Below are 13,531 nucleotides of genomic sequence, written 5' to 3'. Positions count from 1 at the left end.
GGCGCCGTCGACGGGGCTGGTGAAGTACGGCATGCGATCTCCCGGAGTCAGGTGGCGCGGTGCGTCGAACGGGTACACCGCCCATGGTTCCGGGACACGGGAGAAGGGTCGATTACCCGCGGCGTCATGACGACTCACGCGGCCCGCGGGACCAGGCAGGCCCGGGGCCGGCCCGTGACCGGGCTGACCGGCAGGGCCCTGGCGCTCGGGACCATCGCCCTGTCCGCCGCCCGCGACCACCCCGTCCCGACCGCCGGCGTCGTCTCCGACGGGCGTGATCGACCTGGTCCGAGTGACCGGCCCTGCCCCGGCGGCGGATCCACATCGGAGAAGTACTCCGAGAACCAACGCAGTTGACCGGGCCGGTTCGCAATCGCCCCTCAGCACCCTACGGCAGGCGCAGCCCGGTGACCCGAGCGAAACCGGCGGGGCCCGCCCCCCGGCTCACTGCGGCAGAGGGCGGACGCGCAGTGCGCGGCATGGCGGACCGGAGGTCTGGGCGCCGTGGTCGGTCAGGTCGAAGGCCGAGTGGTGCAGGGGGCACACCAGGCGGGTCGCCGCGGCGTTCACGTGGGCGTGACGCAGCAGGCCGCCCCGGTGCGGGCAGCGCGCCTCGACGAGCACGCCGTCCTGACCGTGCGGGCCCTGCCACTCCACGGCCACCGTGTCCGCGTCGAGCTGACGCAGCCGGGGCCGCCCGGCTGCCTCCTCCGAGCCGCTCACCGGCCGGCCTCCGCGCGGGCCAGGCGGACCGCCGCATCGGTGGCACGGGCGATGGTCGCACTGGTCAGTTCGATACCGGCCCACACCCTTCCCAGGTCCGCGCCGTGCTCCCGGTCCCAGGCGCGCAGCGCGGCCACCATCTCACGGCTGTGGAAGGCGTCGATGTGCAGGTGCTCGTCGTAGTACTGGCCGTTGGCGATGCCCAGCCGGGCGCAGGCCGTGGCGTAGCAGCGGAAACCATGGAGCACGCTGGACTCGAAGTAGGCGTAGGCGCCGAGGAAGTAGTCGGGGGTGGGCGCCCGGGAGGCCAGCCAGTGGAAGAGGTTGACATAGGCGAGCGTCTCCTCGCAGGCCCTGGCGGCGTGGTGGAAGGGGTCGGTGGACAGTCCCAGCTCCGCCATCAGCTGTTCGTACAGCCGGGCGTGTTCCTGCGTCTCGTTGCCGCACCCGAACTCGTCGATGAGCACCCGCATGACCGCCATGCGGGCCCGGCGCGTCAGCCGCGGCAGCACGCCCAGGTGCGACTGGGACTCGACGAGCCCGTCCACGGCGAACTGCGCGGCGACGTGTGCGAACTCGGCCGCCGTCGCGTGCTCGGCCAGGTACCGCTCGCTGGGCGAGGGATCGTTCTCCTCGCCGCGCAGGCGCTCTTCGAGCGCGTCGAGGAGACGGCTCAGCGAGCCGAAGGCGGGCGCCGCCTCCGCCAGCGCGTCCGCCTCGGCGCGCGGCCACACCGCCTCGAGTGTGAGCAGTTCGGCGTATCCGGCGGCGTCGGGGACGGTCCGATTGTGCCAGTACAGCCGCTGCTGCACGGTGGGTGAAAGCGGCAGTGCGGGAGCACCGCCCGGCATCGTGCTCACGGTGCCGCCTCCGCCGCGGCGACCGCACGGGCGCTTTCCGCCGTGGCGTCCGTGCCGATGACGCCTCGGGCCACCAGGGCGCGCTTGACGTGCAGGTACCAGTCGTCGCGCAGGACGCCGTACGTCTCGCACGCCGTGTCGACCTCGGCCTGGAGCGCCGGCGTCGGGTTCCGCAGCAGTGCCGTGCACAGGGCAGGCTCCAGATTGGCCAGCGGCCCGATGAACCCCGCGACGCCGGGGACCTGGGACAGCAGGTTCTCCCAGCCCTCGAAGACCGGCACTTCCAGACCGGCCGCCACCAGCCGTCGGGTGAACGCCGGGTCGCCGCTGGACTCCTTCACTCCGATCACGCCCGGGAGCCGGCAGATCCGCGCCAGCGTCCCCGCCTCGATGCGGTTGCCGGACAGGGCCTCCTCGTTGTACACGAGCACCGGCGACCCGGCGTCGAGCACCTGTTCATAGTGGGTGACGATGTCCTCCTGGCCGACGCCCTCGCCGAAGGGCGTGGTCACCGCCACCCCGTCGGCGCCCAGTTCGGCGGCGAGCCGGGCCCGGGCCACCACGGCGCCGGTGCCGGGCAGTTGCACACCCGCGATGACCGGCAGGCCGTCGGCGTGGCGCACGGTGGCCGCCACCATGTCGTGCCACTGTGCCTCGGTCAGCAGCCAGCCCTCGCCCGAGCTGAGGGTCGGCATCAGGCCGGTCACCTCGGCGCGGATCGAGTCGATCAGCCGTGCCACGTCGTCCGTGCGGACCCGGCCCCGCCTGTCGAGCGGGGTGACCAGCGGCACGACCACGCCGGAGAGTGGGGCGCCTGCGGTGCGGGGTCGGCCTGAGGCCGGGCCCTCGGCCGCCCGGTCCGCGCCGGCTTCCCAGGTGACGCCGGCGCCCGGCGGCGCCGGGGGCTTCTGCGGGGTCTCGGGGATCGTCATGGTGAGTCCACATCGTCGTCGGGGCGGGAGATGCGGTCCAGGAGGGCCAGGTCGACGCGGAGCGCCAGCGAGTGGCGGTACAGCTCTTCCAGCCGCGGGGGGAACGCCGCCTCGGGACCGTCCGGGGGTGTGCTGAGGAGCGCTCCCGCGCCGGGCCACTCCTTAAGGCGCGGCGACACCGTGTGCAGCCGGCCGCCCCGGTGCACGGCCGGAGCCAGCAGCAGTGCGTCGGCGATCGGCAGGCCCCTGAGCGCGGCGGCCTCCAGGGCGGTGCGCACGTCGCCCTGCCGGTAGCCGAAGCGGGCGATCCGCAGTTCGCTGTGCAGGTTGTCCATGAAGGGGTAGTAGGCGTCCTGCACGGCGCGCGGCCGCCGCCAGATCAGGTCGTCGCAGAGCCCCACCTGCTCCAGTGTCATGGCCAGCGGGCGGCGCGCCGCCAGTTGCCGGACGAAGAAGTTCTTGCAGGCGGTTCTGACCCGGTCGTCGGTGCTGTGCATGCCCATGAACAGCGAGGCGTCGATCAGCGCCCCGAGGCCCGGGACGGCCGCCGGGAGCGGGGTGCCCGCGTCACTGCTCATGGGAGGAGGAGCCCAGCGTCTCGCGGATCACCCGTACGGCGACGGCGAACTGCTCGGGCGGGCGCGCCAGTGCGATCCTCACGTAGCGCTCTCCCCGCCCAGGGTTGTCCCAGTAGAAGTACGTCCCCGGCAGCACGTAGACCTCGGCCTGCAGAAGCCGCGTGTGGATGTCGCTCGCGGTGAGGCCGGAGGGGCGGATGCGCAGCCAGGCGACACTGGTGTCCACCCGCGCGTCCATCAGTTCCAGGACCGAGTCGGGCAGTTCGCGCCGCAGCGTGGCCCGGTTGGCGTCGATCACCTCGCGCACCGAGGCGAAGGAGTCCGCGACGGAATCCTCGACGTAGTGGGTGAGGAAGTTCAGCACGAAGGGGGAGACGTTGAGCAGCACCGAGGTGTGCAGGTTGTACACCTCCTCGTAGATGTCCGCGCTCGCTGTCAGCAGGGCGCACTTGGCGTCCTGGACCGGCCATGTCTTGCCCGTGTCCTCGATGGCGAGGTAGTCGGCCCCGGACTCCTCCAGCATCCGGTACACGTCGGGGCGCTGGGCCAGGCCGTTGTGCAGGGCGAAGGAGGCGAAGCAGAAGTCCAGCACCAGCAACTTGCGCTGGTCACGGCAGAACCGCAGGACCTCCTCGAACCCGCGGCCGCCGTCGGTGAACAGCGTGAATCCCGTGGGGTTGTTGGGATCGACCAGGTACAGCGCGTCCGTCGTCACCAGGCGGGTCAGCTCGGTGTAGACGGTGTCCGGGTCCGCCAGCGCGTCCTCGGGCAGTGCGGCGGGCGGCGTCCCGAGGTACTTGAGGAGGTCCACCAGGTTGTCGAAGCAGGGTTCCACCAGGGAGACGGTGCAGTCGTGCCGGCGTAGGTACATCGCCGCGACCATGGTGGACACGCTGGCCGAGTACGACAGCAGCGTGCGGCCCAGGCCGGGCGCGGTCGTCTGGCCGTGCAGGCGGAAGAACGCCTCGGTGAACTGCCGCTCGAAGTGCGCCTGCTGCCGCTCCTCCGACTCGTACCACAGCGCGGGCAGTCTTGAGACGATCTTGTCCTGGCTACCGGACTGCCGCTGATGCGTATGGGCGTCGGCCAGGTTGTACCGAGTGCGCAGAGCCCTGATCTCGTGCTGGGTGAGGTCGATCAAATCCGGGGACGACATATCCGCTCCTCCGCGCAGGACGCCATTCGTACGCTGATGACGCCTGGAATGGTAGGGAGCACGGGCGGCCGGGACCACGCCAGAATTGATGAGGAACCATTGGCGGAGTCAAACGGCGGGCTATCCGAAAGTACGCTGGTGGAATAGCGAATTCCGCCGATAACCTGCCCGCATGACCTCAAGTGAATCGGGCGGAGCCGGACGGCCGGCGGCGGGAGCGGCGCCTTCTCGGACCATGGGGGCGCTGTGCGCGGCACTTGGCACCGCGCTGGCAGGCACCTCCTTCGTGGCCACCAGCCTGCTGACGCACTACCCCTTCCTGAGCGGTCAGACCCTGCGGTTCGCGCTGGGCGCCCTGAGCCTGTCGCTGCTGTCCGTCGTCGGGCGCGTGTCATGGCCGCGTCCGACCGGACGCGAGTGGGCGCTGTTGGCACTGCTCGCCGGGACCGGCCTGGTCGGCTTCAATCTGGCCTGCCTGGCCGCACTGCGTTCCGCCGAACCCGCCGTGCTCGGCGTGATCGTCGGCGCCACCCCGCTGCTGGTGGCGATCGCCGGTCCCCTGCTGAGCCGGCGCCGGGTGTCGGGACGTCTGACCGTCTCGGCGGCGCTGGTGGTCGTCGGCGCCGCGCTGCTCATCGGCTTCGGGCGCGGCAGCGCGGGCGGTTTCGGGTTCTCCCTGCTGGCCTTGCTGGGCGAGGTGTGCTTCACCTTGCTGGCGGTGCCGTTGCTGCCCCGGCTGGGAGCGATCCCGGTGGCGACCTACGTCTGCGTCCTGGCCACGGTCGAGATGGGCGTCCTGACCTCGGCGGTCGAACTGCCCGCCGGGGAGCTGCGCTGGCCGCACCCACGCGAACTGGGCGCCCTGTGCTACCTGGCGGTGGCGGTGACCGCGGCGGCGTTCATCCTCTACTACCTCGGCCTGCGCTCCCTCGGCCCCGAGGCGACCAGCCTGTTCGCCGGGCTCATCCCGGTCGCGGCGGCGTTCACCGCGCCGATCGTCGGCAGCGGTACGCTCGGCGCGGCCCAGGTCGTGGGCAGTCTTCTGGTCGGTACGGGGCTCAGCGCGGGCCTGTCCGCGCCGGCCCACGACACCGGACCCGCGCCCGGCGCGGCCGCGCCAGAGGGGCCGGGAACCGGTGCGGCGGATCCGAAAGTGCCGGTACCGACGGCGGATGACGATCGGTGAACTTTCCTCATTTCGCCTGGTAGCGGGCGAGGAATCGCATTCCTAGCATGGGGGCCCAGGTCCCCGTGGGACCCGAATCCGGCATCTCGGCGCCACCGCGCCGCCTCTCTTTTCTCCCTCCTGTGAGGATGCGAAAACCATGGCCACCACGCACGTCGTCCTCAGCGCCGCAGACCTTCCGGACCACTGGTACAACATCGTTCCCGACCTGCCGGCGAGCCCGCCGCCCGCGCTGCATCCGCAGACGCTGGAGCCGCTGCGTCCCGAGGACCTCGCGGGGCTGCTGCCCCAGGGCGTCATCGAGCAGGAGTTCTCCGAGGAGCGCTGGATCGAGATCCCGGACCGGGTTCGCGAGCTCTACCAGATCTGGCGACCCTCCCCGCTGCACCGCGCGACACGGCTGGAGCGCGCGCTGGACACCCCGGCCCGGATCTACTTCAAGTACGAGGGCGTCTCCCCCGCGGGCTCGCACAAGCCCAACACCGCCATAGCCCAGGCGTTCTACGCGGCTCAGGACGGGGTGCGCCGGCTGACCAGCGAGACCGGGGCCGGGCAGTGGGGCTCCGCGCTGTCCTTCGCGGGCTCGCTGTTCGGCCTGGAGGTCACCGTCTACATGGTCCGCTCCTCCTTCCAGCAGAAGCCCTACCGGCGGATCCTGATGGAGACCTGGGGCGCCGAGGTGCACCCGTCGCCCAGCGCGCGCACGGACGCCGGGCGCGCCGTGCTGGCGCAGACCCCCGACTCCCCGGGGTCGATCGGCATCGCCATCAGCGAGGCGGTGCAGGACGCGCTCAGCCGCGAGGACACCCGTTTCGCGCTCGGCTCCATCTCCAACAACGTGCTGATCCACCAGTCGGTGATCGGCCTGGAGGCCAAGAAGCAGCTGGAGATCGCCGACGACTACCCCGACGTGGTGGTGGGCTGCGTCGGGGGCGGCTCCGGCTACGCCGGCCTGTCGTACCCGTTCCTGTACGACACCCTGACCGGCAAACGTTCCGGCACCCGCTTCGTCGCGGTCGAGCCGGACGCCTGCCCCAGCCTGACCCGGGGCACCTACGCCTACGACTACCCGGACACCGCCTCACTCGGGCCGGTGCTGCCGATGTTCACCCTCGGTCACAACTTCATGCCCGCCCCCATCCACGCCGGCGGCCTGCGCCACCACGGCAGCTCCCCGACCATGGGGACACTGGTGCAGCACGGCCACGTACGGGCGCGCTCGGTCTCCCAGACCGACGTCTTCAGCGCGGCCGTGCAATTCGCCCGCAACGAGGGCTTCGTGATGGCCCCGGAGTCCGCCCACGGCGTGCGCGGGGCGATCGACGAGGCGCTGGCCGCACGGGAGGCGGGTGAGGCACGGGCGATCCTGGTGCACGTCTCCGGGCACGGCAACTTCGACATGGCGGCCTACGACTCCTACCTGGCCCACACCCTGACCGACCATGAGCCGGACCAGGCGGAGATCGAGCGGGCCCTCGGCGAGCTGCCCTCGGCGAAGGTCCCGGTCTGAGACAAGGCTCCGGCCGCGCACCCTTCCATGGGTGCGCGGCCCGGTGACGCGCGGCGCGGCCGCGGTCAGTCGACCAGTCCCGCCTCGACGGCGTGCAGTGCCGCCTCGACGCGGTTGCGCAGCCCCAGTTTCGCCAGCAGATTCTGCACGTGGGACTTCACGGTGCTCTCGCTGAGCGTGAGTTGCGTGGAGATCTCGGCGTTGGTGCGGCCCCGCCCGAGCAGGCGCAGCACGTCGTGTTCGCGGGGCGTCAGCGGGTACGGGGTCGAGGCGCAGTTCTGCTTCGGGAAGGACGAGGGGGGCAGGGCCGCCGGGGAGAGCCGGCGCTCGGCCGGCCCCGCCGCGGCGACGGGCGCCGGGAAGAGGGAGTAGCCGGCCACGAGCATGTGCAGCGCGGCCACCAGGTCGTCGACCCGCGCACTGCGCAGCAACGTTCCGTCAGCCTCCTTGCCGATGAGGCCGATCGCCGCGGTGTCGCACACGAAGTCGCTGACGAGTGCCAGCACCTTGCCCTGCCAGTCCTTGGCCTGCCGCAGCGCCGCCGAGGAGTCGGTGGGGCTCTCCACCGTGTGGACGACGACGTGCGGCTTGGTCTCCGCCATCAGCGCCACCGCCTCGTGCTGGTCGCACGCCTCGGCCACGACGTCGATACCGGGCGTACAACGCAGCACCGCCCCCAGGCCGCTGCGCGTGATCGGCGACGCGTCCAGAATGAGGACGCGAATGACAGCGGGCTCCGATGATTGTTGCGTCTTTAAGTTCTCCACGTTCCGATTCCCCCGTGTGTTTTTTGGAGTGGATCTCCATCTGCCTGTGCGCGGTCGAGTCGAATTCGCATCGGGGCCGGAACCCCGAGGTGGAAGGATAGACGAAAAGTCGCCGAATTCCACCGGTGAGGAGGAAAGGCGGTCCAGGAGGCCCCGCGCGTGGCGCGATTTCTCCATACCCGCCACGCCGCGAGGAAAGGCGAGGCCGGCGACTGCGGGAAGGCGGCCCGCACACCCGGTTCCGGGCACGGCCGCGCGGCGCGCCGTCCCACGCCGGAACCGGAGCGCGGCCACCGGCGTCGCGGCAGCCAGAGCGCTTTCGGCACGGTAACCGTGACATGGACCATCACATTCCGGTCTCCAGGAAGGTGGCTGAATGGACCGAGAGTGGCCGAATGGACCGGACCTACGCATCATCTTGTCCGGAACATGACGGAAATCTGACGGAAACATGACCGTGCCGACCGGCCTCTGCGACTGCCCACCCGGCCCGGCACCGGTCCGGGACGCGCGATCGCCGCGAGGCCGCACGGCTGGGCGGAAGCGTGGGGATCAGCGGGCGGACCACGGGCAGGCCCGCGTCGGCAAGACCGGTGGGGCAGGTCGGGGAGGAGCGACAGCATCCGTACAGATCCAGCCGGATGCGGCTGAGAGCTCGCGGTGGCCGGATGACGTCGGCCCAGCCCGGCGCGACGCGGCGGCAGGGGCGTCGCATCGCCCTCGTGCCCGGTCGGCCGCGGCCGGGCGGGTGTACGGGAGCGCGCCGCCCGGGAGTTCCCGGGAACGGCCTCCGGCCGGTGGCCGGACAGCCCCTCCCGGGCACAGGACTGGCCCACGATCGACGGCGAGCACTTCCTGGTGCACGACCTCGGCGACACCTGGGCCGAGGTCACCGAAGGCACCGCCGCCGCCTGGGAGCGGGCGCGCTACCAGTGGGAACCGGACGGTGACACGGTGACCATCACCACCCTCGACTCCAAGCTCTTCGGGGCCGGCGGCGGCTGGGTCTTCCGGATGACCCTCGAGGGCGAAGGCGCCCGGGTGGATGTCGAGCTGACGCGGCAGCCGAGCACCTTCAAGGGCAGGGTGCTCGCCGCACTGCTCCCCTCGCCGCCCCTTCCTCCCTGCGCAAGTCCTTCTCCGGACCCCTCCACGCCAGGTGAGCCACTCTCTCCTGTACTGCCTCGCCCGCGGCGAACGGCAGATCGCTCGCCTGCCGAAGAACTCGATGACTGCCGTCCGCGGCCCCGCCGTTCAACAGCAGGCGGACTCACCACACTCTCGGGGGACCGCCCGCCGACGTCGGCGGGCGGTCCCCCGAGAGCTCACCCAGGAGCCTCCGTCTTCCGCGGTCTCGTGGAAAGCGGGGCGATCAGCGGGTGGGTGGGACGAATTCGGGCTGGTCGAGCAGGCGCAGCCAGCTTCCGTCGGGCTGACGCCGGACGACCTGCGCCCGGGCGCCGGTCCCGTCCTTCGGCGGGGTCGAGGTGAGGGCGATGTCGCCGCTGACCAGTGTCGGCAGCGGTTGTTCCGGCTCGAAACGGGGACGGTTGGCCAGCACCTTCTCCCACAGCGCACGGATCGCCTCCCGCCCGACCGTCAACTCACCGGGCGGGTGGGCCAGCACCGCCTCCTCTTCGTAGAGCGCGGCGACACCGGCCGCGTCACCGGCGTTGGACCGTTCGACGAACAGACGAGTGATGTCCTCCGGCCGCATGGCCTTCTCGTATTCCGGCACGGGTTCCTCCTGACGTCGGGCTTCAGCTCCTCTCAGCGTGGTCGCCCATCGATCAGAAGTCCAACAGATGGATCTTCTGGGAGTTAGAATCCACAGACATGGAGCTGAGGCAGCTGGAGTACTTCGTCGCGGTCGCCGAGGAACGGAGCTTCACCCGGGCGGCCGAGCGGGTGCACATCAGCCAGTCCGGCGTCAGCGCTCAGATCCGTCAGCTGGAACGGGAACTCGGTGCCGAGCTGTTCGACCGGTCGGCCCGCACCGTCGCCCTCACCGTCGCGGGGAAGGCCGCGCTCGAACACGCCCGCGCCGCACTCGCCGCCGCTGGGGCGGTCGGCCAGGCGGTGGGTGAGGTGACCGACCTGATCCGGGGTCGGCTCACCGTCGGGATGGTCGTCGGTTGCACCCTCACACCACTGTTCGACGCCCTCGCCGCGTTCCACCACGCGCATCCCGGTGTGGAGATCTCGCTGCTGGAGGACAGCTCCGATCGGCTCGTGGAGGGGGTGCGCGCCGGAACCGTCGACGTGGCGCTCATCGGGGCCGCAGCCACCACCCCCGACGGACTGGAGGCGCTGACCATCCTCAGCGAGCGGCTCGTCGTGGCGGTCCCGGCCGCCCACCCCCTGGCGCGACAGCGGCAGGTCACCTTGCGCGATCTGACCGCCTATCCGATCGTGTGCATGCCGCCCGGCACCGGCCTGCGCACGGTATTCGACCAGGCCTGCGCCGCGCGGAGCCTCCAACCGGCGATCACTCTGCAAGCCGGCGCCGCGGACGCGATCGCCGACCTCGCCGCCCGCGGACTCGCCGTCGCCGTCCTCAGCGAATCCATGGCCGCGCGCCACCGTGACCGGCTCACCGCCCGCACCGTCGACGGTGTCGATACACCGGCGTTGCTCGCCCTGATCTGGAAGAGCACACACAGCCCCGGCGTGCGCGAACTGCTCGTGCACAGTCGGCAGGCATTCGCCAGGCCCGACCCCGCGGCCTCACCGCGAACCCTTGGGCGGCTCCCCTGACAACGGCCGCGTCACGGCTGTGCGCGGCGGACGGCGTCCGGCCGGCGGCGGAGCGGACCGACCGGGTCCACCGCATCGAGCTGACCGGTGGCGTGACGGCCCACGGTCGGCCCGTCAACGGCCCGGGCCCCCGCACCTTCCCACAGCCAGCGTCGCCGCCGCGCTGCCCGACACCCGCCAGGCCACGGGGTCCGAGGTCCTGTCGCCGTGACGGGGGTGGCTCGAGCGTTCTCGGGTCTCCCCCGGCCGTCGGCGCGCCGGCCGACAGGGCTCCGTCAGGCCTGTCTCGCTCCGGAGGAAGCAACGGAGCCCTGCCACCCCGGTGGACCTGCCGCACCCGACCGGAGCGGGCACAGGATGTCGGGTGCGGCAGGCCTGGTCCTCCCTAACGTTGGCGAGCGAAAGGGAAGGAGGCCGGAGTTGCTGGATCGGCTGAACCAGGCCATGGAGCACATCGAGGGCCACCTCGACCAGCACATCGAGGTGGCCGAGCTGGCCCGGATCACGGTCACGTCGGAGTACCACTTCCGGCGGCTGTTCTCGTCATTGGCGGGGATGCCGCTGTCGGAGTACATCCGACGTCGGCGGCTCACCGTCGCGGGGGCCGAAGTGCTGGCTGGGAAACCGGCCCTGCTGGAGATCGCGATCCGCTACGGCTACACCTCGAGGGAGGCCTTCGCCCGGGCGTTCCGCGCCGTGCACGGCGTCGGTCCCGGCGAGGCCAGGCGTACCGGCGCGGCCCTGAACTCGCAGCCCCGGCTGTCCTTCCGCCTCACCGTCGAAGGGAACAGCACCATGCGGTACCGCATCGTGGAGAAGGAAGCATTCCGGGTCGTCGGCAAGAAGGCCCGCGTCCCGCTGATCCACCAGGGCGTCAACCCGCACATCGCCGAGCACGTCCGGAGCATCCCGCCGGAGACGATGCTGCGGATCGCCGGACTCTCGGACCAGGAGCCGGACGGCGTGGTGTCGGCGACCGTGCGCCTGTCGGACGGTTTCGAGGAGGGCAGCGAACTCGACTACTACCACGCCGTGGTGACGACTGCCGCCGAGTCGCCCGAGGACCTCGACGTCCTGGACTGCCCGGCGGGTACCTGGGCCGTCTTCGAGAACACCGGGCCGTTCCCGCAGGCGCTGCAGCGGATGTGGGGCGACGTGGCCGCCCAGTGGATCCCGTCCAACCCCTACGAGTACCGTCCGGGGCCGGAGATCCTGCGCGCCCGCCCGTCGCAGGACGACCCGACGCGGTCCGAGGCACAGCTGTGGATCCCGGTGACCCGCACCACGGTCTGAGCCGGACGCCGGGCAGCGTCGCGGGGACGAGGCGCCCGGCCCCCGGGACGTGCGGATGCCCGGCTCGGAGGCCCAGTGGCACCGTCTCGGCGGGCACTACGAGTTCGGGCGGCGCGGTCAGGGGGTGGGGTGGCGAGATGACGGGGTGAGCGACGAGCGCGCCAAGGGAGCGTCCGATCGCGTGGCGGCCGGCCGGGGCCCTGCTGGGCGGGTCCCGAGGGCCCCGGGCCGAGGGCCGGCGCTGCGACCCCGCGGGGGATCAGGCGCGGGCGCCCTGGATGTCGTCGGGCCGGCCGGGGCGCGGCATCACCGGCGGCTGTGACCCGCGGGACTGCCGACGGGCACGGCGAGTCGTCCGTCGAAGCGGATCTCGGTCATCGGTCATCCTCGACGGGCATCCGGATTCCCCGACAGCCCGGCCACCTCGTCGAGCAGGGGCTGGACCCGGTAGGGGATGACCGCGCTCAGTGCGATGACCGTCGTGCTGCGGCGGACGCCCGGTACCTCGAGAACATGGTCGATCACCTGTTGCACGTGCTGGTTGCTGGTGCCCGCGATACGGCACCAGATGTCGCCGGGGCCCGTCACGATGTGGGCCTCGAGGATCTGGGGCACGGCCCGCAGGCGCGCGACGATGGCCGCACGGGCCGGCTGGTCCACCTCGAAGGTGGTGAACGCCTCGACCACGTGGCCGAGAGCGGCGACGTCCACGTCCGGTCCGTAGCCGGTCACCACTCCGGAGCCGGTCAGCCGGTCGAGCCGTGCCTGCAACGTGCCGCGCGCGACGCCGAGCCGGCGGGCGATCTCCAGCAGGCCCTCACGCGGGCGCTCCCGGAGCAGGCGCAGCATCCGGCCGTCGAGCGAGTCGAGTCCCTGCCGTGCCACCGTACCTGCCGATCTGCGCCCTCGAAGGCATTTGAACGCCTCATTCCTTGTCAGATTAGCAAGGGGATACTGCATCTGTTGCCTATTCGACTGTCCATGGCCCACGCTGTGGGCCCCCGGTCCACGAGGAGCAGTCGTGAGGCAGCACACCCACCCGTTCGTCCCGTACCGGCCCGACCGGTACGACGAGGTCGAGATGATCCGGCGCGGGAAGGACTTCGTGTCGTTCCTCGACCGTCGGCGCAGCGTGCGGTTCTTCAGCGACGAGCCGGTCCCGCGCACGTGCGTCGACCTTGCCATCGCCGCGGCGAACACCGCCCCCTCCGGGGCCCACTTCCAGCCGTGGAAGTTCGCCGTGATCGGCGACGCCGAGACCAAGCACCGTATCCGGGTCGCCGCCGAGGAGGAGGAACAGGTCAATTACGAGGGCGGCCGGATCCCGCCCGAGTGGCGCGCCGCGCTCGCACCCCTCGAAACCAGTTCGGACAAGGGCTTCCTCGACGTGGTGCCGTGGATCGTCGTCTGCTTCGCCGAGAAGAGCACCGCGATGCCGGACGGTTCCCTGCGCAAGAACTACTACGTGAACGAGAGTGTGGGCATCGCGTGCGGCTTCTTCATCGCCGCCCTGCACGCGATGGGGCTGAGCACCCTGACGCACACGCCCAACCCGATGGGCTTCCTCACCGAGATCTGCCAGCGGCCCGGCAACGAACGGCCCTACATCCTCTTCCCCATCGGTTACGCCGCGGCCGACTGCGAGGTTCCCGACCTGGCGCGCAAGTCGCTGGCGGAGGCAACCGCCGAAAGCCCGAGCCTGCTCTGACCCCGCCGGACCCCGCGGCCCGACCGTGCCGTCGCCCGAGCCACCGCCGACGGCTCCCCCC

The 13,531-nt window shown here is 71.5% G+C and carries 13 protein-coding genes and 1 pseudogene; 6 read left to right on the top strand and 8 right to left on the bottom strand.

From position 1 onward, the window contains the following. Positions 1 to 444: 444 nt before the first annotated feature. The 5 genes from ACF061_RS38870 to ACF061_RS38850 are packed head-to-tail and all read right to left on the bottom strand — an operon-like array spanning position 445 to position 4,249. On the bottom strand, positions 445 to 723 hold the full coding sequence (locus tag ACF061_RS38870; RefSeq protein ID WP_392271743.1) for a Rieske 2Fe-2S domain-containing protein: 279 nt from the start codon (positions 721 to 723) through the stop codon (positions 445 to 447). After that, a complete protein-coding gene (locus ACF061_RS38865; protein WP_392271744.1) occupies positions 720 to 1,574 on the bottom strand; it encodes an iron-containing redox enzyme family protein in 855 nt (284 codons plus the stop codon). Before ACF061_RS38865 ends, ACF061_RS38870 begins: the two co-directional genes overlap by 4 nt. Before the next feature lie 5 nt (positions 1,575 to 1,579). After that, complete coding sequence (locus tag ACF061_RS38860) at positions 1,580 to 2,515, bottom strand: dihydrodipicolinate synthase family protein (protein WP_392271742.1); 936 nt, start codon at positions 2,513 to 2,515, stop codon at positions 1,580 to 1,582. Beyond that, positions 2,512 to 3,093, bottom strand: coding sequence for a DUF6190 family protein (locus ACF061_RS38855; protein ID WP_392271741.1), 582 nt, complete (start codon positions 3,091 to 3,093; stop codon positions 2,512 to 2,514). Before ACF061_RS38855 ends, ACF061_RS38860 begins: the two co-directional genes overlap by 4 nt. Further along, positions 3,083 to 4,249 carry an aminotransferase class I/II-fold pyridoxal phosphate-dependent enzyme gene (locus tag ACF061_RS38850; protein WP_392271740.1) on the bottom strand — a complete coding sequence of 389 codons (1,167 nt, stop codon included), beginning with the start codon at positions 4,247 to 4,249 and terminating at the stop codon, positions 3,083 to 3,085. Before ACF061_RS38850 ends, ACF061_RS38855 begins: the two co-directional genes overlap by 11 nt. Positions 4,250 to 4,421: 172 nt before the next feature. On the opposite strand from ACF061_RS38850, the gene ACF061_RS38845 reads away from it, so the two are divergent. Together ACF061_RS38845 and ACF061_RS38840 are read left to right on the top strand one after the other, a co-directional pair. After that, positions 4,422 to 5,435: a DMT family transporter gene (locus ACF061_RS38845; protein WP_392271739.1), complete on the top strand. Its 1,014-nt coding sequence runs from the start codon at positions 4,422 to 4,424 to the stop codon at positions 5,433 to 5,435. 139 nt (positions 5,436 to 5,574) lie between these two features. Next, the gene (locus ACF061_RS38840) at positions 5,575 to 6,945 is read left to right on the top strand and encodes a TrpB-like pyridoxal phosphate-dependent enzyme (protein ID WP_392271738.1); all 1,371 of its coding nucleotides are present in this window, start codon (positions 5,575 to 5,577) and stop codon (positions 6,943 to 6,945) included. A gap of 65 nt (positions 6,946 to 7,010) precedes the next feature. Here ACF061_RS38840 and ACF061_RS38835 read toward each other — a convergent pair whose 3' ends face one another. Next, positions 7,011 to 7,616: a DNA-binding response regulator gene (locus ACF061_RS38835; protein WP_392271737.1), complete on the bottom strand. Its 606-nt coding sequence runs from the start codon at positions 7,614 to 7,616 to the stop codon at positions 7,011 to 7,013. A gap of 906 nt (positions 7,617 to 8,522) precedes the next feature. Between ACF061_RS38835 and ACF061_RS38830 the strand changes: the two are divergent. Continuing rightward, a pseudogene (locus ACF061_RS38830) lies at positions 8,523 to 8,875 on the top strand (hypothetical protein); the annotation flags it as partial. Between the two features lie 209 nt (positions 8,876 to 9,084). Here ACF061_RS38830 and ACF061_RS38825 read toward each other — a convergent pair. Continuing rightward, on the bottom strand, positions 9,085 to 9,450 hold the full coding sequence (locus ACF061_RS38825) for a YybH family protein (protein WP_392271736.1): 366 nt from the start codon (positions 9,448 to 9,450) through the stop codon (positions 9,085 to 9,087). A 98-nt stretch (positions 9,451 to 9,548) separates the two neighbouring features. On the opposite strand from ACF061_RS38825, the gene ACF061_RS38820 reads away from it, so the two are divergent. Next, positions 9,549 to 10,469: a LysR family transcriptional regulator gene (locus ACF061_RS38820; RefSeq protein WP_392271735.1), complete on the top strand. Its 921-nt coding sequence runs from the start codon at positions 9,549 to 9,551 to the stop codon at positions 10,467 to 10,469. Positions 10,470 to 10,889: 420 nt separating this feature from the next. After that, positions 10,890 to 11,762, top strand: a complete 873-nt coding sequence (locus ACF061_RS38815; RefSeq protein ID WP_392271734.1) for a GyrI-like domain-containing protein — start codon at positions 10,890 to 10,892, stop codon at positions 11,760 to 11,762. Positions 11,763 to 12,143: 381 nt separating this feature from the next. Here the strand turns inward: ACF061_RS38815 and ACF061_RS38810 are convergent, their stop codons facing one another. Next, the gene (locus tag ACF061_RS38810) at positions 12,144 to 12,647 is read right to left on the bottom strand and encodes an Lrp/AsnC family transcriptional regulator (protein WP_392271733.1); all 504 of its coding nucleotides are present in this window, start codon (positions 12,645 to 12,647) and stop codon (positions 12,144 to 12,146) included. A 136-nt stretch (positions 12,648 to 12,783) separates the two neighbouring features. On the opposite strand from ACF061_RS38810, the gene ACF061_RS38805 reads away from it, so the two are divergent. Beyond that, positions 12,784 to 13,470, top strand: coding sequence for a nitroreductase family protein (locus tag ACF061_RS38805; RefSeq protein ID WP_392271732.1), 687 nt, complete (start codon positions 12,784 to 12,786; stop codon positions 13,468 to 13,470). The last annotated feature ends 61 nt before the right edge of the window (positions 13,471 to 13,531 follow it).

It is taken from the genome of Streptomyces sp. NPDC015220 (genome assembly GCF_043079345.1).
Classification (GTDB): domain Bacteria; phylum Actinomycetota; class Actinomycetes; order Streptomycetales; family Streptomycetaceae; genus Streptomyces.
The sequence above is the reverse complement of the archived record's forward strand: the minus strand, read 5'-3'. Positions and strand labels throughout refer to the sequence as shown.

Bases quoted from the DNA above. Each gene is read 5' to 3' on its own strand.
- ACF061_RS38865 (WP_392271744.1), bottom strand. From the start codon at position 1,574: ATGCCGGGCGGTGCTCCCGCACTGCCGCTTTCACCCACCGTGCAGCAG.
- ACF061_RS38860 (WP_392271742.1), bottom strand. From the start codon at position 2,515: ATGACGATCCCCGAGACCCCGCAGAAGCCCCCGGCGCCGCCGGGCGCC.
- ACF061_RS38855 (WP_392271741.1), bottom strand. From the start codon at position 3,093: ATGAGCAGTGACGCGGGCACCCCGCTCCCGGCGGCCGTCCCGGGCCTC.
- ACF061_RS38850 (WP_392271740.1), bottom strand. From the start codon at position 4,249: ATGTCGTCCCCGGATTTGATCGACCTCACCCAGCACGAGATCAGGGCT.
- ACF061_RS38845 (WP_392271739.1), top strand. From the start codon at position 4,422: ATGACCTCAAGTGAATCGGGCGGAGCCGGACGGCCGGCGGCGGGAGCG.
- ACF061_RS38840 (WP_392271738.1), top strand. From the start codon at position 5,575: ATGGCCACCACGCACGTCGTCCTCAGCGCCGCAGACCTTCCGGACCAC.
- ACF061_RS38820 (WP_392271735.1), top strand. From the start codon at position 9,549: ATGGAGCTGAGGCAGCTGGAGTACTTCGTCGCGGTCGCCGAGGAACGG.